Origin of the sequence: Bacillus sp. 3255, assembly GCF_031456485.1 — a bacterium.
Taxonomy (GTDB): Bacteria; Bacillota; Bacilli; order Paenibacillales; family NBRC-103111; genus Paenibacillus_E.
Window position 1 is genome coordinate 211,101 of record NZ_JAVDUS010000001.1, and the last position, 17,393, is coordinate 228,493.

At 54.5% G+C, this 17,393-nt stretch carries 18 protein-coding genes and 1 riboswitch; all 18 genes read right to left on the reverse strand.

Features of this window, described 5'->3' with window-relative positions; translation table 11 throughout:
- Positions 1-288: 288 nt before the first annotated feature.
- The 18 genes from J2X61_RS00820 to J2X61_RS00905 all read right to left on the reverse strand — a co-directional run bounded on the left by J2X61_RS00820 (position 289) and on the right by J2X61_RS00905 (position 17,372).
- Positions 289-1,470, reverse strand: coding sequence for a DNA sulfur modification protein DndB (locus J2X61_RS00820; protein ID WP_274466605.1), 1,182 nt, complete (start codon positions 1,468-1,470; stop codon positions 289-291).
- The gene (locus tag J2X61_RS00825) at positions 1,470-2,606 is read right to left on the reverse strand and encodes a DNA sulfur modification protein DndB (protein ID WP_274466606.1); all 1,137 of its coding nucleotides are present in this window, start codon (positions 2,604-2,606) and stop codon (positions 1,470-1,472) included. The genes J2X61_RS00820 and J2X61_RS00825 overlap by 1 nt, the downstream gene beginning before the upstream one ends.
- Positions 2,607-2,694: 88 nt before the next feature.
- Positions 2,695-3,870, reverse strand: coding sequence for an LL-diaminopimelate aminotransferase (locus tag J2X61_RS00830; protein ID WP_310185079.1), 1,176 nt, complete (start codon positions 3,868-3,870; stop codon positions 2,695-2,697).
- A gap of 42 nt (positions 3,871-3,912) precedes the next feature.
- On the reverse strand, positions 3,913-5,010 hold the full coding sequence (locus J2X61_RS00835; protein ID WP_310185082.1) for a site-2 protease family protein: 1,098 nt from the start codon (positions 5,008-5,010) through the stop codon (positions 3,913-3,915).
- Positions 5,011-5,016: 6 nt separating this feature from the next.
- Positions 5,017-5,382: an arsenate reductase family protein gene (locus J2X61_RS00840; protein ID WP_396135383.1), complete on the reverse strand. Its 366-nt coding sequence runs from the start codon at positions 5,380-5,382 to the stop codon at positions 5,017-5,019.
- A gap of 133 nt (positions 5,383-5,515) precedes the next feature.
- Positions 5,516-6,457: an RluA family pseudouridine synthase gene (locus tag J2X61_RS00845; RefSeq protein ID WP_310185085.1), complete on the reverse strand. Its 942-nt coding sequence runs from the start codon at positions 6,455-6,457 to the stop codon at positions 5,516-5,518.
- On the reverse strand, positions 6,454-7,023 hold the full coding sequence (locus J2X61_RS00850; RefSeq protein ID WP_274466610.1) for a cob(I)yrinic acid a,c-diamide adenosyltransferase: 570 nt from the start codon (positions 7,021-7,023) through the stop codon (positions 6,454-6,456). Before J2X61_RS00850 ends, J2X61_RS00845 begins: the two co-directional genes overlap by 4 nt.
- A gap of 3 nt (positions 7,024-7,026) precedes the next feature.
- The gene (locus J2X61_RS00855; RefSeq protein ID WP_310185088.1) at positions 7,027-8,607 is read right to left on the reverse strand and encodes a cobyric acid synthase; all 1,581 of its coding nucleotides are present in this window, start codon (positions 8,605-8,607) and stop codon (positions 7,027-7,029) included.
- Complete coding sequence (gene cobD / locus J2X61_RS00860; protein ID WP_310185090.1) at positions 8,604-9,710, reverse strand: threonine-phosphate decarboxylase CobD; 1,107 nt, start codon at positions 9,708-9,710, stop codon at positions 8,604-8,606. Before cobD ends, J2X61_RS00855 begins: the two co-directional genes overlap by 4 nt.
- A 22-nt stretch (positions 9,711-9,732) precedes the next feature.
- Positions 9,733-10,542, reverse strand: coding sequence for an adenosylcobinamide-GDP ribazoletransferase (cobS, locus tag J2X61_RS00865; RefSeq protein WP_310185092.1), 810 nt, complete (start codon positions 10,540-10,542; stop codon positions 9,733-9,735).
- A complete protein-coding gene (gene cbiB, locus J2X61_RS00870; protein WP_396135384.1) occupies positions 10,524-11,504 on the reverse strand; it encodes an adenosylcobinamide-phosphate synthase CbiB in 981 nt (326 codons plus the stop codon). The genes cobS and cbiB overlap by 19 nt, the downstream gene beginning before the upstream one ends.
- A gap of 6 nt (positions 11,505-11,510) precedes the next feature.
- Positions 11,511-12,107, reverse strand: a complete 597-nt coding sequence (gene cobU / locus J2X61_RS00875) for a bifunctional adenosylcobinamide kinase/adenosylcobinamide-phosphate guanylyltransferase (RefSeq protein WP_310185094.1) — start codon at positions 12,105-12,107, stop codon at positions 11,511-11,513.
- A 94-nt stretch (positions 12,108-12,201) separates the two neighbouring features.
- Positions 12,202-13,290, reverse strand: a complete 1,089-nt coding sequence (gene cobT / locus J2X61_RS00880) for a nicotinate-nucleotide--dimethylbenzimidazole phosphoribosyltransferase (RefSeq protein WP_310185096.1) — start codon at positions 13,288-13,290, stop codon at positions 12,202-12,204.
- A gap of 31 nt (positions 13,291-13,321) precedes the next feature.
- On the reverse strand, positions 13,322-14,098 hold the full coding sequence (locus J2X61_RS00885) for a heme ABC transporter ATP-binding protein (protein WP_310185098.1): 777 nt from the start codon (positions 14,096-14,098) through the stop codon (positions 13,322-13,324).
- Positions 14,099-14,102: 4 nt separating this feature from the next.
- Positions 14,103-15,140, reverse strand: a complete 1,038-nt coding sequence (locus J2X61_RS00890) for a FecCD family ABC transporter permease (RefSeq protein ID WP_274466619.1) — start codon at positions 15,138-15,140, stop codon at positions 14,103-14,105.
- On the reverse strand, positions 15,141-16,154 hold the full coding sequence (locus J2X61_RS00895; protein ID WP_310185103.1) for an ABC transporter substrate-binding protein: 1,014 nt from the start codon (positions 16,152-16,154) through the stop codon (positions 15,141-15,143). It lies immediately after the preceding gene.
- Between the two features lie 151 nt (positions 16,155-16,305).
- Positions 16,306-16,434: riboswitch (cobalamin riboswitch) on the reverse strand.
- A gap of 79 nt (positions 16,435-16,513) precedes the next feature.
- Entirely contained in the window at positions 16,514-17,044 is a 531-nt protein-coding gene (locus J2X61_RS00900) for a hypothetical protein (protein WP_310185105.1), read from the reverse strand.
- 61 nt (positions 17,045-17,105) lie between these two features.
- Complete coding sequence (locus tag J2X61_RS00905; protein WP_274466625.1) at positions 17,106-17,372, reverse strand: aspartyl-phosphate phosphatase Spo0E family protein; 267 nt, start codon at positions 17,370-17,372, stop codon at positions 17,106-17,108.
- Positions 17,373-17,393: the final 21 nt, after the last annotated feature.

Here is a 17,393-nt window from a genome sequence, read left to right on the forward strand (position 1 = left end):
TGCTAGCCATTACAAGATTACCATTTTCAATACCTAGGAATCTACCAGTGTGGTTCGGAGTAGTACCTGCATGAACAGTGATTACAGTGCCAAGGCTGATACGAGCCAAAGTAGCATATACGGAGCAACTCATCGTTTTCTCCTCCTTTCAAACTTTATACGATATCGTATTCTAGCTTTCATAATTTGGTATAGACAAATGGTAGTAGGAATTCGTATATTTCCAAAAAAACAAAAAAAACTTTCTAGCTCACACATTGTGAGATAGAAAGTTTTTCAGTTACAAGCCTATGCGGTAGATTCTTCCTGCTCCGATTCGTTGTTCGCCGAATCCGTGCCCTCAAGGAAGAATTGCACCAGCTTCACATGCTTTTTCAACGATTTCTCGTGAATCAGGTTAATCTTGCCGTTATCCAGCGAACCGAAGACATAGATCAATTCCTCATTCTCATGGGACCAGTCGAAGCCTTCCAAAATTTGCAGGCATTCCGTCCAATCCTCGTTATACTGTCCGTTCGGGAATAAGAACCGGTTCGCATAGAGCGCGATGCTTTCCTGAATGACGCGGTTCGCCGACGTATATTGCGCAAGCCCCGGCTGCTCCGGCATCATCGGCAGCAGTGTGTTGAAGAATTGGTGCAAAATTTCAACGTACGTCGACGGATCGTGGCGAATTTTGCGCTGCAGCTCGTAAGATGGCTGCATCCGCCCCGAGAACAGCATCGTAGCTGTCGCGTACAACCAACTGAAACAAGTAAAGTTGCGGTTGAACGACGTCAAATTGCTGCGGCGCTCCACACCGACCGCTTTCAAGTACACGTTATGATCAACAACCTGTTGAATCACGAGATTGAGCGGATCGATGGAATCGAAGGAATGGCCTAGCTCCTTGCTGACCAACTGCACTTTGGAGTTGATATCTCCGAACAATTGCTGCTCTTCTTCTTCCGTCAAGCCGATATAGATTTGCACGGCGAGCTGCGTTTCCATCAAATCCAGACGTCTGCTCTCCAATTGATTAATGGTGCCTTCAGTTTCCTCGACTTCCTGACGGATATCGGTATCCTCAGGAGCCTTGCGCTGCTTGATCTTAAGCAGTACCAGCTTCTTCTCGTAGCGCCGGACTTCCTTCTGCATTTGCTCATTCACATAGCCGAGAGCCAGAATCCGGTGCTGACCGTCCAGAATCGACAGCTTCGAGCCATGCTTCAGCAGGAATTCCTTCTCCCCTTTGGACAACTGATTCACTTCCCGCAGGGACAAGGTAACAGGACCGAAGAATACATGATCCAGCTCGCGCTCCTGCAGGTACGTCGAGATTTTGCGCCTTTGCATATTGCTGAGCTTGCGCTGTACCATCGGATCGATCATCGTATAATTGAGCAAGTCCTGCACACGCAAGGCTACGGTAGCCAGACCGAATTTCTCGCAAAACGGATGAATCGTCATTTTCAGGCGTAATCCTTCCATTAGCCCACGTCCTCCTTATCGCTGATCAGGAATGCATTCTGTTCTTGATAGAAGCTTTTGATGTAATTGTATGCTTTCATAATACGGGTCCGTCTAGGCAAACGATCCTTCTCGTCCCCGGCATAGATCGCGTTCCAATTCACATGCGGCAAAATTTTGAGCGCATGCTCAAGCGCGTAACGGTTGAACTTGCCTGTCTTCGTCGCTTCGTCGTGAATGAACAACGCTAAAGCGATCTGAATGTTCTCCGACCAGACCAGCTCGCCTTTGGCCGGCGCCTCCAAATAATTCAGCAGTCCGTTGAAGTAAGTGCCGGCTAAGGCTACTAACTCCTGCAGGTCTTTCTCTTCATACTGGTAGCCGTTGTTGCGGGCGGCCGACTTCATTCTTCCTTCGAACAGCGCGACCAGAATTTCGATCAGCAGATGATAGGAGAACAAGTACTCCGGCGATTTGCCGCGTTCCGAGAACATATCCACCGTAAGCTTCTGCATCGCAGGCGCTTTGGAAGCAAGCTCCGTTGCCGCAACGTGATAAAATCTCCGCTGGTCGCGAAGCACGGCCAGATTGCCGCCGAGCTTGCGCGGAAGTTTGTTGATATCCGAGAACAGCTGGCGCTCCTGACGAGCGTTGATGTCCAGATAAGTCATTGTCGAAATCGGGAATGCGTACAAACGGCGCAGTTTCTCCGTGATCTCTTCCATCTTGTCATATTCGCGGCGATCCTTGGCCCGGGCCATCTGGCTTTGCAGATTTTCCATGATGCGCTGGAACGCTGCCAGCCTGTGCTGGCCATCGACAACGTACAATTTCTCAATTGGCTGCAAGCGAAGCGCTTGCAAGTCTTCATCATATTGTCCGGCGCCTCGGGCCGAGAAAATAATGCCTGGGAAATAGATCGGTTGGCGATCTTCCAAATACAGATTCACATAATCGATGAGTTTAGAAAGATTGCGCGGAATAATCGCACGCTGAACTTCTAAATCAACTTCATAGAGTGAAAACAACTTACTCATAGGCAATGTAGCGGCAATTGTCGCCTGCCCGAATGTCTGCCCCAATACTCCGGGAATTTCTACGTACGAAGATGGTTTCTGTTCAGCTAGCAGTTCTGATAATGAGGAAATGGCATCCATATGCATACCCCTTTCAATTCATCAAATTTCTTGACACGATGATTTCATCTATCTCTCATTCTCCTATTTTTACCAAAATCTCAGACTTTCATTCTACGCTTCGCAGCCAATCGCCTATCCGCCTTGCCGCTTCCAGCAGTCTGGCCTCTTCCTGCACCAGCGCTATGCGCACAAAGCCTTCTCCCTCCGCACCAAACGCGTCGCCTGGTATAACGACAACACCTGCGCGAAACAGCATTTCCCGGGAAATTTGTCGAGAGGTCCATCCTTTTGGAATCGGTGCCCAGATGAACATGGTTGCCTTAGGCGGCGGTATGACCCAACCCGCTTCCTGTAGAGCCGAAATGAATACATTTCGTCTTCTTTCGTAAACGGCGGCAACGGAGTGATCGTTCTCCATATCTTCCTCTAATGCGGCGATGCCGGCCGCTTGAATGGCTCCAAATACGCCATAATCGATATTGGATTTCAGCGTTCTAAGAGCTTTCACCGCATCTGCATTTCCGGTCAGGAACGCGATTCGGCAACCTGCCATGTTGAAGCTTTTGGACAATGAATGAAACTCGACAGCAACCTCCTTAGCGCCTTCGATCTCCAAAATACTGATGGGCTTGTAGCCGTCAAAAGCCATTTCGGAGTAGGCAAGATCGTGTACGACAAGCAGCTCATGCTTCTTCGCATAGGCTATCAATCGCTCGAAGAAAGCGCGATCTGCAATTGCAGATAACGGATTGCTCGGGTAGTTAAGCAGGATGAATTTTGCCTTGGCAGCCACATCATCTGGAATGTCATCGAATTGGGGTAAAAAGTCGTTGGATGCGCGGAGGGGCAGCAAATAAGGCTCAACACCCGCCAGCGCGAGACTTGCCGAATATATGGGATAACCCGGATCAGGCACGATAGCGATATCGCCCGGATCGCAGAGAGAAAGCGCCAAGTGAGCAAGGCCGTCTTGCGAGCCCATCAATGTCAGGATTTCATTCTCGGGATTGAGTTCGACGCCGAACCGGTGCCGGTACCATTTGGCTACAGCATCACGGAAAGCCAAGCTGCCTTCCGATGTCGGATAACCGTAGTTGGCCGGATTGCGCACAGCCTCGGTCATCGCCTCGATAATGCGTTCGGACGGGGGGAGATCAGGACTTCCTATACCTAAATCTATGACGTCTACCCCTTGGTTCATAACCTCTCGCTTCCATTCCGCCATTTCCGAAAAAATAGCAGAGCCTAGCTGATTTAAACGTTTGGATCCTTTAAATGTCATGGTTGTTATCCTCATTATGTTGGTTTGAACAGGTTCATCGGACTAATTGATAATGCCCGACTGATGAACGAGCCTTATCATATAAAGCAGGAACAGCACGAGCGCCAGATAAGCCGCTCCGAATTTCCAGCGGGTGGCAGCCGGAACTTCGTAGTATTGTTCCCCGATCCCTAGCGGCACGAAATCGACCTGCACTTGCAGACCTAAGTAGAAGCCTTCCTCTTTGTGCACGTGATCCACTTTGGTCAGATGCACTCGGCGAACGATCGATTGCTCCGGCAAATAAGCATGGCCCTCGAAGCCGATCCCTTGCCAGTACATGACGATCGTTTGGCGGCCGCCGCCATCCCCTTGCAGCTCCGAATAGGTCGTGAATTCAAGCTCGCGCGTATGATTCTCGCCGGGGATAATATAGCCCTGCTGAAGCAAATGGTCCGCTGCGAATTCGAAACGGGAGCCTACCGAGACCAGCTGCTCTTTATTTCTGTATTTGACATATTTCTTATACAAATCCCAGGCGAACATCGCCCAGATCGCGAAAAATATGAGTTGATTGACGTAATAGTCTAAATAAAAAATAAACACCAGACCGCCTATTAATCCGACTATCCACAACCAGCGGGTGACAGCGGTAACAATACGTCCTCCGTCGAGCGGATGGACCGGCAGTAAATTGATCAAATTCAAATAGAATGCAGCGTATGCTATAGAAACAATGGTTGGTGAATCGGTGTATACGCCTAAAGCAAATGCGGCAACACCGCCTAAAGTTCCAAGCACAGGTCCACCAATGCCGATAAATGCTGCCGTTGCTGCATCAGTTGGATTCTTTTTTAGGGTAACTGCTGCTCCGAGGAAAGGAATAAATACTAGCGCCGACACCGGAAGCCCTTTCAATTTTGCCGCTGCCACATGACCTAGCTCATGAATAAGGATCATAACGACAATCCCGATCACAAAAGGCAGCGGGGCGAGATAGGCGTAGGCCCAAATCGTGATAAACATCGAAATGACGGCCCCGCCAGCCTTTCCTAACTTCAAAAATCCGAGAAGCAGCTTGCCTAGCGACAGCAAAACGGCAATGAAACCGCCGACAGCCAAGGGTGACTTTTTGCGCGATGGCTTCTTCTGATCTTCCACCTCACATCACCCCTTCGACCATACATCCTTGAACTCGTCTTCTTTGAATCCGACCGTGACCCGCGTGCCGTCCGTTACGATCGGACGCTTGATCAGTCTGCCGTTGGAGGCTAACAGCTCGAGCATTTGCTCTTCCGTCATGCCCGGAAGCTTGTCCTTCAAATTCATTTCCTTATAGACCTCGCCGGATGTATTAAAAAATTTCTTAATAGGCAGCCCGCTGTCACGCAGCAGCTTGGCCAATTCCCCGGCCGTAGGCGGCGTCTCGAATAGCGGAACGTTCTCCGTCACCTCGACGTTATGCGCCTGCATCCATTTCAGCATGCTGCGGCATGTCCCGCATTTATCGTAACAATATACTTTAACTCCCATGATGTAAGGACTCCTTTGGGTTGACTTAGAGTTAGATTGAGGATCTATTTAAAATTTTGGGCTAAATAATAAGGAATGTCAAGTTATTCCAAAGAAAAACCACCCCTAAGAGATGGATGGTTGTGTGGTTGCGCTACTCATTTGTTTGCAGCCATGCTTGCAAAGCCGCCAAGTCGGCAGGCAGCGGGGCGTTAAATTCCGTCCATTCCCTTGTTCCGGGATGCACGAAGCCCAGCTTGTATGCATGCAGCGCCTGACGATGAAGCAGCCGGCCCACCTCTTCGCCAGCTTGTCCCTGCTCGAATTGGGGCAGCGTGTACATCTTGTCTCCCAGCAGCGGATGCCCGAGATGTCTCATATGAACGCGAATCTGGTGCGTCCTTCCGGTCTCAAGCCAAATGCGGACAAGCGCTGCCTGTCCATACTGCTCTACGACTTCATAGTGCGTTACGGCCGAATAGCCGTCAGGCGTGACAATGCGAACATGCGGCTGTTCGGGATCCCGGTCGATCGGTTCATTGACCGTCCCCTTGAGATTAACGAAGCGCCCCCATACGAAGGCAAGATATTCTTTCTTCACTTGATGCTGGATCATCTGCTCGGATATCTGCTGGTGTACATACGGAGTTTTGGCGATGGCGAGCACCCCCGACGTTTCCTGATCCAGCCGGTGCACAGGCCGGAAGCGGCAAGTGATGCCGGCCTGCTGCCAATGATACACGACACCGTTGGCAATCGTGTTCATATAATGACCATGCGTCGGGTGCACGATGATGCCGGCATCCTTCGCCAAGATCAGCAAATGGTCATCCTCATGAAGAATGTGCAGAGGAAGCTCCTGAGGCAAAATATCCTCCGACTCTTCCTCTTCCATGCGAATTTCGACGCGGTCTCCCGCTTTGACTTTCACATTGATATATTGCCGGATCCCGTTCACCATAATCCCTTGCTCGGTCAGTTTGAGGCGGGACAGCAGCTTGCGTGAGACCATCAATCTTTTTTGCAGCACCGTCTTGAGGATGAAGCCTTCTTCCTCCGGCGGCACGATATAAACTAGCGGCTCATAATAACTCATGATTTACGTCTGAACACCTCGGCGCTGCGCACATACTCCACATCGGCTATTCCCTCGCGGTGATTGGCTGTGCGGGCAATCGTAAAGAACAAGTCGGATAACCGGTTCAAATACCGGCGTACCTCCGGATTGATTTCCTGTGTGCGCGCCAGTGTAACGACCCGGCGTTCAGCCCGGCGGCATACCGTACGGCAAATGTGCAGCGTAGAGGAAACGGTTCCGCCTCCAGGCAGAATGAACCGTGTGATATCCGGCGTTTCCGCATCGTATTTATCGATCCAGGCCTCCAGCGCATCCACCATCGCCGCCGTCACCTTGTAAGGACGCAGCTCTTGCTTCAAGAGAGCGAGATCGGAGCCGCAGTCGAACAGCTCATGCTGAATTTGCAGCAAATCCGGCAGCAGATCGGGATACTTAGCCGGATCCATGAAGCTCATCGCCTGGCCTACGTAGCAATTCAGTTCGTCCGTTGTGCCATAAGCTTCCACACGGGCATCATCTTTATCCACCCGGCCGCCAATGACTCCCGTTTGTCCGGCGTCGCCGGTGCGCGTATAAATTTTCATCCTTTAGCGTCCTCCCTTTGTTACGTTCATCATCTCATAAACGAGCTGCATATCCAAGTGATTCCGCACATGGTCGGCAAGCCTGTCGAAGGCAGCCTCCCTGCGCTCTTGGTACCGGAGGCCTCCATGAACCGGCGCCAGCCCCTTCTGCAGCCGAATGCGGTTTAACCAAGCTCTGCGGAAATCGTCATTATGCAAAATACCATGAATATAGGTGCCCCATATTCGCCCCTCATCCACAACGGCACCGTCGCCATGGCTCCTTGCAGGGTCTATATCCTGAGTATACGCCCTAATTTGAAAAGGAATAACGGCATTCTCCAAAAATCGCGTTCGCCCCATATGGATTTCATAGCCGTCTACGAACAGCTCGGAGCCTTCCTCTGCGAAGAGCGGCGAGGTTCCCTGCACCCGTACCGTGCGCTTCTCAGCCGTAAACACCGTCTCTGTCGGCAGCAGGCCCAAGCCTTCAAGCTCCTTATGATCGGATTCGAAGCCTTGCGGATCGAGCAGCTTTACCCCAAGCATCTGATAGCCTGCGCATATGCCGGCGATCCAGCCATGTTCCTCTCCGGCATAGGCCTTTAGGCGGTCAGCCAAACCGGACTCGGTCAAATATCTCAGATCGTCCATCGTATTCTTACTGCCTGGCAGCAGCACAACATCAGGATTTCCCCACTCCGATAGGTGCGTAATATACCTAAAATGCACGTCCGGCTCTTCCTGCAGCGGATCGAAATCTGTAAAGTTAGATAACCGTGGCAAACGAATGACCGCAACATCCAACTGATCGGCGGATTTCTCAGGAAGGGCCGCATTCCGCTTCTTCATGTGCTTCGAATCCAACGAGGCGGAATCCTCGTCCTCAATCCCAAGCTGCGGCAAGTACGGAATGACCCCGAGCACAGGCTTCCCCGTCCGCTCTTCCAGCCAATCCAATCCCGGCTTCAACAGGCTGACATCGCCACGAAACTTATTGATGACGAATCCTTGGACCCGTTCCCTCTCCTCCGGCGTCAAAATCTCGAGCGTCCCGACGATCGAGGCGAATACTCCTCCACGATCGATGTCGGCGACGAGAATGACCGGTGCGTCAGCCCACGCCGCCAGCCTCATATTGACGATATCGCGATCCTTCAAATTCACCTCGGCCGGACTGCCCGCCCCTTCCAGCACGACAATGTCATACGCGCAGCGCAGCCGGCTCAGGGACTCCTTGACGATCGCTTCCGCCTGCGGAAGGTACGATTCGCGGTACGTTCTCGCGTCCAGATCCGAATATGGCTTGCCGTGCACGACGACCTGTGCGACCATGTCCTGCTTCGGCTTCAGCAGAATCGGGTTCATATCGGTTGTCGCCAGGATGCGGCACGCATCCGCCTGGACGCCCTGCGCCCGCCCGATCTCTCTCCCGTCATAAGTGACATAAGAGTTGAGGGACATGTTCTGCGACTTGAAGGGCGCGACCTGCCAGCCATCCTGCACAAGAATACGGCATAGCGCCGCCGTCAGAATACTTTTGCCGACATCCGAAGCGGTTCCTTGAACCATAAGTGTTGCCGCCCGTTCCCGATTAGGCATCATGTTCGCACCTCCGTTTCGCTGTCCGCACTAGCATCCAGTGTCAGGCGCAGCCCTTCAATTAACCGTTCATTATCTTCGCGCCGCCGGACCGCGACCCGGCAGTACCGTTCGTTCAAGCCCTCGAAGAGCGACGCATCCCGAATGAGAATTCCTTGCTCGCCCATCAGCCGCTGGGCATGCTGAACCGTCAGTCCCAGCTTAGCCGGGAAGGAGAAGAGAAGATAATTGACTTCGCCCGGCACAACCTCCAGGCCCAATTGCTCGAGCCGGCCGGCGAGCCACGCCTTCTCTTCCTGCAGCCATAAACGGCTCGCTTGTTCGTAGGCCTCATCCTCGAGCACAGCGGCACCGATCCGCTGAGCCAAATAGTTGACGCTCCACTGCACCTGCTCCCGCCGGATTTCACGGATCGCATCGGGATGTGCAACCATGAAGCCAAGGCGAATGCCCGGAATCGAATAAAACTTGGTCATCGAACGGATGACAAACAGCCGGCGGTTGGCCGAAGCCGCATGCAGCAAGGAATGCTCCTCTTCGTTCGGGATGAAATCCATGAACGCCTCATCCAGCACAACGCTGCGTCCGCTTTGCACTAAGGCATTCAGCGTCGGGCGGGGAATCAGCCGGCCTGTCGGATTGTTCGGATGACCCAGGAATAACAGCTCGGCATGCTCATAAGCCGCCTCTACGTCCTCCTGCTGCAGCTCGAAGCCGTGTTCGGCCCGCAGCGGAATGCTGTACGTCCGGCCGCCTGCCTTGTGAACCGCTTCTTCATATTCGCTGAAAGACGGCCTTGCCAGTGCCGTTACGGCAGGCTTCAGCACCCTCGCCGTCAAATCGATCAGCTCAGCCGCCCCGTTGCCGACCAGAATGCTCTCCATCGGGATCCGATATTTCTGCGACAGCTTGCTGCGCAGTTCGCGAACCGCAGGGTCCGGGTATTTCACAATATCCAGCCAAGCCTCCGACAAGATTTGTTTCACAACAGGGGGAGGGCCCAGCGGATTCATATTCGAGCTGAAATCGAGAAATTGCTCTTTGGGCCGGCCGAACGTTTCTTCGGCTGTCCACAGATCGCCTCCGTGCCCGTAACGCTCTAACATGCAGCAACCTCACCTTTCCTTATCAAATGCTGATCCAAATGCAAACGCCAAGCAGCAGAGCAGCTTCCAGCAGCTCATTCAAAGCCCCGTAGGTATCTCCGGTCAATCCGCCCAGTTGGCGGCTCATGTAGGCGGCGCCTGACCAGCCGGCCATGACCGTGACGATGGCGAATACGGGCGGAACCGCCCATAAGAGCGTGCTCGAATCTACCCCTGTTCCTGACGCTAGAAGCGTAGTAGTGAACAGCGCTACTAAGAAGGAAACAGCCACATGGCGGCCCTTCACACTTTGGAATAAACTCCCAAGTCCGGATTCCTTCCGGGCGTAAGGCCACCAAGCGATCGCAGCTGCCATAAACCAGCGGCTCCAGACCGGTACCACGGCGAGCAGGAGCCATCCCGGCCCGTGAGCCGCAGCCGTCAGCAGGGAATAGAGCAGTGAGAACTTGAGCAGGAGCAGCAGCACGGCGGCGATGACGCCCATCGCCCCGACACGGCTGTCCTTCATAATCTCCAGCATCTGCTCGCGGGGCCTGTGGCTGAGTATACCGTCGGCGGTATCCATCAGCCCATCCAGATGCAGGCCGCCGGTCAGGACGACCCAGAGCGCCAGAAGCAGCACGGCAGCGGGCATGGCCGGAAGGACGAGCAACAAAACTTTTGCCGCCAGCAGCAGCAGTAAGCCAATGACGCCTCCGGCAAGCGGGTAGAACATAACGCTCCGCCGGAATACATCGTCTGTATAATCGATTTGCACGGGAACCGGCAACCGGGTAAGAAATTGAAAGGCTGCGATGCAAGCACGCAGCCAATCTACAACCGTACGAGCCATATGCACAGCAATCCTCCCATCACGACGAAGCTGACGCCGTACAGCATGCGTACGGCAGTGACGATATCCCGCTGCGTCCGCGGCCGCAGCGGCCAGCCCATACGGGCGCGCTCGCTGGCCGCGCCGCCATAGACGTTCAGCCCGCCCAGCTCAATTCCGAGAGCCCCGGCGACCGCCGACTCCGGAATGCCGCTGTTCGGGCTGGGATGCAGGTGCGCGAAGCGGCGTATCGCCGCCGCTGCGCGCCTGCCCGAGAGGCCCGGCGACAGCAGGGCCACGAGAATGAGCAGCAGGCCGGTGAGCCGGGCCGGCAGCCAGTTCATGGCGTCGTCCCAGCGGGCCGACGCCCAGCCGAAATGACGGTAACGGTCATTTCGGTAGCCGACCATCGAATCCAGCGTATTCGATGCCCGGTACAGCATCGCGAGCGGCGCCCCGCCGATGAGCGCATAGAAGAGCGGCGAAATCACCGCATCGACGATGTTCTCCGACACGGTCTCCACGACCGCGCGTGTCAGCTCTTCCTCGCCGAGTGCTGCCGTATCGCGGCCTACGATGTAGCCGGTGTACTTGCGGGCGCCGGCCAGATCGCCTGTACGCAGCGGATGATAAACGAGATACGCCGCATCCTTCAAACCTTTGATCGCTATCGTTGTCGAGATCAGCCACGTGCTGACGGCGTAGCCCAGCCACACATGAACTTCCCGTGCAGCGAGCACAAGCAGCAGCACCGCGGCGAAGCTTAGCGCTACTGTCGAGACCGTCAGCACGACCCCTTTGGCCTTTTGCAAAGCAGGCCGATCTGCGGTTACCCGCAGCCGGTCCTCCGACCTACGGATCCACCTGCCGATCCAAATCACAGGATGCGTCGGCCACTTAGGATCGCCGATGATCCAATCGATTGCGATGGCGGCGGCCGTCATGCAGACGATTTCCTGCCAAGAGTATATCCATATCATCATTTACATTCACCGTTCCAGAAACGATTTACTTTCCCCCGTATGCGAATCCAACCGGTAGGCTCTGCTTTTCAGCTCGATCGGGATACCCGCCGTCACAAGAAACACCTGCTCGCACACCTCGGCCATCCGCTGGTTCATTCGTCCGGCCAGGTCGCGGTAGATGCGGCCAAGCGGATATTCCGGCACGATGCCGTCTCCGACCTCGTTGGTCACCAGGACGAGCTGTCCGTTGTACATAGACACCGTGGCGGCAAGCTCCTCCACATGCTTCATCACGAGCGCCGAAGCATCCTGTTCGTGTTCATAGCGAAGCAGCCAATTGCTGAGCCATAGCGTCAAACAATCCACCAGCACGACGGCTTCCCCGCCGCGCTCATGAAGCTGCTGCAGAAGCGCCTTCAGCTCGTACGGTTCCTCCCGGGTATCCCACGGAAACCCAGAGAGAAGCCGCTGCTGCTTATGCAGCTGCACCCGCTCCCTCATCTCCTCATCGTAGATTTGAGAGGTGGCAATATATAATCCGCGCTCGGCTCCGTGCATCGCCAGCCTCTCGGCGAACGAGCTCTTGCCGCTGCGTGCGCCGCCCGTTACCAGTACCGCCATGCCGCTTTCGCCTCCTTCTCTTGTTTCCTGGGGAGGAAACCAGCTGTTCTCCTGCTGTTCTCCTGCCGTTCTCCCGCTTTTCTGCCGCTTATGGCTACTCCCGCGACACGCCTGCGCTTTCGAAGGTCGCCATCTCCCTCATGATCTTGCCTGCGGCCTCGATCAAGTTAAAGGCAAGCACCGCGCCCGTCCCTTCGCCCAGCCGCATATCCATCTGCAGCATCGCCGAGAGGCCGACCGCTTCGAGCATGGCGGCATGGCCCTGCTCCTGCGACAAATGCGAGGCGAGCATATACGATGCGCTTCGAGGCGCGATCCGGCTCGCCACCAATGCCGCCGCCGACGAAATGAAGCCGTCGACCACAACCGGGCACCGGTTCTTCGCTGCGCCCAGAATAACCCCCACCAGTCCGGCGATCTCCAAGCCGCCGACTTTGCCCAGCACCTCTAGCGCGAAGTCTGCGCTATCTGAACCCGCCCCGGCCTGTTCCAGCTGCGCCGGGAGCAGTCCGTTCACGCTAAGCGCTCTGTTCACGACAGACTGCTTATGCAGCATCTTTGCGTCGTCAATGCCGGTTCCGCGGCCTACGGCGATTGCCGCCTCTGCGCCGGTCAGCGCGCACAGCATGGCTGCACTGGCCGTCGTATTGCCGATCCCCATCTCGCCTGTGGCGAAGAGACGGTAGCCGTTCTGCGCCAGCTCATCCACCAGCTGAACGCCGGCCTCAACCGCATGTACGGCCTCCTCCGGCGTCAGCGCCGCTTCCTTGGCCATGTTGCGCGTACCTTTCCTGACTTTGCGGGAAACGAGACCCGGATGCTCCAGATCGGCGTTAACGCCCATGTCCACGCACACCACATCCGCACCGGCATGGCGCGCAAGCACATTGACTGCGGCGCCGCCCTGCAGGAAGTTCATGACCATCTGCGGGGTCACCTCCGCCGGGAACGCACTGATGCCTTCCTCGCACACGCCGTGATCGCCGGCCATCACAATGACCGCCTTCTGATCGAACACCGGCTTGATTTCTCCCGTAATTCCCGCAACCTGGCGGGCGATATCCTCCAATTTGCCGAGGCTGCCCTTCGGCTTGGTCAATTGATTCAGATGGTCGTCAGCTTGTTTAACGACGTCCAGATCGATAGGCTCGATTGCTTCAATAATCGCATTCAGTTTACTCATCTCATCATTCATCCTCCGATTGACTTCTCCTCTATTTCCCAGGCTGCAGCAAAATTTGCGGCGATTGGTTCACTGGATGCTGCAGAACGATAGGCTCTGTTCCGTATACTTTGGCAATCAACTCGCTCGTCATAATCTCGGCCGGTGTTCCGATGGCGGCAAGCGTTCCGTTATGTACGACCATCAGCCTCGTGCAGTACTGGGCGGCCAAATTCAAATCATGCAGGACGGCGACGACCGTCAACTGCGACTCCTGCTGCCACTCCCGGATGTAGTCCATCATTTGCACCTGATAGCCGATATCCAGGAACGTGGTCGGTTCATCCAGCATGAGAAGCCGCGGCTGCTGCGCCATCACCTTCGCCAGCGCGACCCGCTGCCGCTCCCCTCCGCTGAGACGCTCGATCGTACGCTCTACGAGCCCTTCCAAATGCAGCTTGCGGATAATTCCGGCAATCAAATCCTCCGCATCCGCGGTATCTTCGCCCAGCCAATTCTGGAACGGGTACCTCCCCATTTCCACCACTTCGCGAATGGTGAAGCCGATCGGCGGCAGCGCATCCTGCTGCAGGACGGCGAGCCACCTGGCCAGCTCCTTGCGAGAATACGAAGAAGCTGGGCGTCCGTCCAGATGGACCGAGCCTTTGGTGACCGGATCCACGCCCGAGAGCAGGCGAAGCAAGGTTGATTTCCCGCTGCCGTTAGGTCCGATGATACCGAAAAACTCGCCGTGCTTGACTTCGAAAGAAAGATTGGCCAGCACCTGCTGGGTATGAAAGTTTTGGGAAAGCTGCTCCACTTTAATCATGTGTTCAACCTCTTAACGTTTTCTTATCCTTATGTAGCAAATACGCAAAAAATGGCGCTCCCAGGAAGGCTGTAATCACACCTAACGGAATCTCCGTCGGACTAAGCAGCGTCCGTGCGAGCGTATCCGCCCAGAGCACATAAATGCCGCCGCCGATCGCCGACAGCGGAATAATGAGCCGGTAATCCGGGCCGGCCAGCAAGCGCACCAAGTGGGGGACGATTAGCCCCACGAATCCGATGACCCCGGCTACCGATACGGCGGCTGCCGTGATGAAGGTGGCAACGATAAGGACAATCAGCTTCGTCCGTTCAACATGCACACCCAGATGCGATGCCTGCCGCTCGCCGAGCGCCAGCAGGTTGAGCGACCTTGCATAGCCTAGCAGAATGATAAGTCCGATGAGCAAATACGGAGTAATAATCGTGATGTACGGCCATCCCCGCATGGCCAGACTGCCCATTAGCCAGAAAATAATCTCATTGATGACCTGTTTGGAAATCGATACCATGAAGGAAACGATAGCGCCCAGAAAAGCCTGCATCACGACGCCGGAGAGAATGAGCGTCTCCATCTTCAATTTCCCGTCGATCTGTGCCAGCCTGAGAACGAGAAACAAAGAAATGAGCCCTGTCGCAAAAGCGACGATCGGGACCGTCCATTGACCGAACAAGGCCATCTGCAGCCCGAAATAGATTAGAAATGCCGCACCGACCGAAGCGCCCGAAGAAACGCCGAGCGCATAAGGATCGGCCAGCGGATTGCGGAGCACGCCTTGAAACGCCGCGCCGGCGACAGAGAGCGACGCTCCGACCAGAATGCCGAGCAGTACGCGCGGGAAGCGCACTTTATTAATGATTTGCTCCGCGGATTGCTCCCACGTGACAGGGATATAATCTCCAATCCACGGGATATGTTTACCGAGGATGCCGGCGATCTGCATCGCCGGAAGGCTGGCCGTCCCCAGCGATAAACTTCCCAGAATAGAAAGAAGAAGGAGTATCGCTCCTACTCCTCCCCACAGCATCAGTTTTCTTTTCATTTATTTCACCAGTTCGGGATAGATGCCTTTCGCCATTTCCAGCAGTCCGTCCGTCAATCTGGGACCCGGGCGGCTCAGCAGGTTCTGATCAAGGCCGATGACCTGCTTGTTCTTCACAGCATCAATCGCATCCCATCCGCTTCTCGTGCGAATGATTTCGTCAAGGGACTTCTTGCTCTTGCTGTCGATGACTCCGTTCGCGAACAGAATGACCGCCGGGTTCTGTGCGATAATTTTCTCTTCGCTGATTTGGTACCAGCCTTTCGTGTCGCTGGCTACGTTAATGCCGCCGGACAGCTTGATGAGCTCGTCCATGAATTCGCCGCTGCCGACTGTCCAGCCCGGGCTGAATTCAATGTATACTTTCTTCTTGTTCTCCTGCTTCACGTCTTTGACGGCATCGACAACCTTCTGACGGTCCGCTTTCATCTTAGCCACCAATTTCGCCGCTTGCTCCTGGCGATCTGTAATCAAGCCGTACGTTTCAATATTCGCCATCGCATCGTCCAGCGTTTTGGGCTCCACTTTGAACACATTGATGTTTAGTTGACGCAGCTTCTCAACCGTGTCCGCTTTCATCGAAACACCGGTAAACACGATGTTCGCACCTGATGCGATCAATGCTTCCTGATTCGGCTTCGTAATGCTGCCTAACTTGGGCTTCGACTTCGCCGCTTCCGGATAATCGTCGAAATCGGATACGCCTACGATGTTGGCCTCCAAGCCAAGCGCGAAGAGCGCCTCCGTTTCGGCCGGCGACACCGATGCAATCCGCTCGGGCGCCTTATCGAACGTAAACTCTTTCCCCGTAGCATCCTTAATTTTGAGCGGATATGCCGTCTTCTTGGCCGCTGCCGGCGTTGCAGTCGCAACCGGCGCTTTCGTCGCCTCTCCGCCCAGCTTCGACGGGTTCGTAATCTCCGCTTCTTTCTGGCCGCAGGCCGCCAAACTAACCGCCGTCGTTAGAGCGACGGTGAGGACTAACGCTTTTCGCATCCATTTCTTTTGCTGCATAAGTAAACCCTCTTTCTTCTCTCGTGATATTCGAATAACCTCAATCGCAAAAAGCCCCTCTGTTCCGAAGAACAAAGGGGACGATAAATCGTGGCGCTCAGCAACCTGTGCGTTGCCTCCTGATTTAACGCGATCCTTTTCCTCGAAGGATGTCGTAACGGCACCATAGGCAGGTATCCTGACTTTCCGGCATCATCCATGACCGGATTACAGTGGCGGGACCGCGCCGGACTCTAACCGGCTTCCCTATTAAGCGGCAACCCCCGTCGGACATCTCTCGCGAGACGCTTCAAGCTGGCTTGCCGGCACCTATGGCTGCATATTGACTATCAGTCTATTCGTCGATTATAGACGTCTTGTTACTTTTGTGCAATCACTTTCAGCACTTGCTTCGCTTCTTCAAGCTTCGGCGCATTGACAGGAATGAAGGCGATAAGGCCCTTCCCTTCGAAGCCCTGCTCTTTCATCCATTTGTTCCCGGCGAGCGGAATGCCATACAGATGCTTCTCGGCAGGCTTGCCCTCCTCGGCGATCTCGATGACCCCCTCCGGGTAATCCTCCGGCTTAATCGTCTCATCCAGGTTAACGAATCCGGCCTGCTGGCTCAAGCCTTTGAATTGCTCCTCGCCCAGGATGAAGATACCGTTGCCTCCGGCCGCGAGTTCGACAATCATTTTCTCCATTGAAAAAATAGGGGATGTATTCAGCTTGACGGTAGGCGTCTCGCCAATTTTCGATTTGAGGGAAGCTTCCAGCTTCTCGCCTGCTTCGCTTGGAAATCCGTTTGCACCCATGACAAATATGGAAACATCCGGCTTCGGTCCGCCGCATCCCGCCAGTATGATCATCAAAGCCGACATCAGCATTACAACAAGCAATTTCACTTTCATGTTGTCCTAGTACCTCCGTATTCGGTCTGCATTTATCGATAGTCGCGAGAAAAGCCGGCTTTCACCGACTTTTCTTCCCGCTATTCATATATTCATTTATTTTGAGATCAAGAATCGTGCTGAGCTCCACGACAGCATCCGAGGTCATTTCTTCCCCGTCGATCACCATCTGCTCTAGCCTGCGTCGCAGAGAATGAATCTCTTCTTCCAGTAAGTTAAGGGAGTTTCGCTTCTTGGCACGCTTAGTCAACCAACGTTGTCCGAATTCTTGTTCATTGATTTGCATCTGATTTCGATAGGTTGATAGTTGGTATTCAAGAAAAGCCATGCTTATCCCTCCTTACTACAA

Bases quoted from the DNA above. Each gene is read 5' to 3' on its own strand.
- J2X61_RS00825 (WP_274466606.1), bottom strand. From the start codon at position 2,606: ATGGATGCCATTTCCTCATTATCAGAACTGCTAGCTGAACAGAAACCA.
- J2X61_RS00890 (WP_274466619.1), bottom strand. From the start codon at position 15,140: ATGAAAAGAAAACTGATGCTGTGGGGAGGAGTAGGAGCGATACTCCTT.
- cbiB (WP_396135384.1), bottom strand. From the start codon at position 11,504: ATGATGATATGGATATACTCTTGGCAGGAAATCGTCTGCATGACGGCC.
- J2X61_RS00845 (WP_310185085.1), bottom strand. From the start codon at position 6,457: ATGAGTTATTATGAGCCGCTAGTTTATATCGTGCCGCCGGAGGAAGAA.
- J2X61_RS00900 (WP_310185105.1), bottom strand. From the start codon at position 17,044: ATGAAAGTGAAATTGCTTGTTGTAATGCTGATGTCGGCTTTGATGATC.
- J2X61_RS00840 (WP_396135383.1), bottom strand. From the start codon at position 5,382: ATGGGAGTTAAAGTATATTGTTACGATAAATGCGGGACATGCCGCAGC.
- J2X61_RS00820 (WP_274466605.1), bottom strand. From the start codon at position 1,470: ATGGAAGGATTACGCCTGAAAATGACGATTCATCCGTTTTGCGAGAAA.
- cobU (WP_310185094.1), bottom strand. From the start codon at position 12,107: ATGGCGGTACTGGTAACGGGCGGCGCACGCAGCGGCAAGAGCTCGTTC.
- cobD (WP_310185090.1), bottom strand. From the start codon at position 9,710: ATGTTAGAGCGTTACGGGCACGGAGGCGATCTGTGGACAGCCGAAGAA.
- J2X61_RS00855 (WP_310185088.1), bottom strand. From the start codon at position 8,607: ATGATGCCTAATCGGGAACGGGCGGCAACACTTATGGTTCAAGGAACC.
- J2X61_RS00850 (WP_274466610.1), bottom strand. From the start codon at position 7,023: ATGAAAATTTATACGCGCACCGGCGACGCCGGACAAACGGGAGTCATT.
- J2X61_RS00905 (WP_274466625.1), bottom strand. From the start codon at position 17,372: ATGGCTTTTCTTGAATACCAACTATCAACCTATCGAAATCAGATGCAA.
- cobT (WP_310185096.1), bottom strand. From the start codon at position 13,290: ATGAGTAAACTGAATGCGATTATTGAAGCAATCGAGCCTATCGATCTG.
- J2X61_RS00830 (WP_310185079.1), bottom strand. From the start codon at position 3,870: ATGACATTTAAAGGATCCAAACGTTTAAATCAGCTAGGCTCTGCTATT.
- J2X61_RS00885 (WP_310185098.1), bottom strand. From the start codon at position 14,098: ATGATTAAAGTGGAGCAGCTTTCCCAAAACTTTCATACCCAGCAGGTG.
- cobS (WP_310185092.1), bottom strand. From the start codon at position 10,542: ATGGCTCGTACGGTTGTAGATTGGCTGCGTGCTTGCATCGCAGCCTTT.
- J2X61_RS00895 (WP_310185103.1), bottom strand. From the start codon at position 16,154: ATGCAGCAAAAGAAATGGATGCGAAAAGCGTTAGTCCTCACCGTCGCT.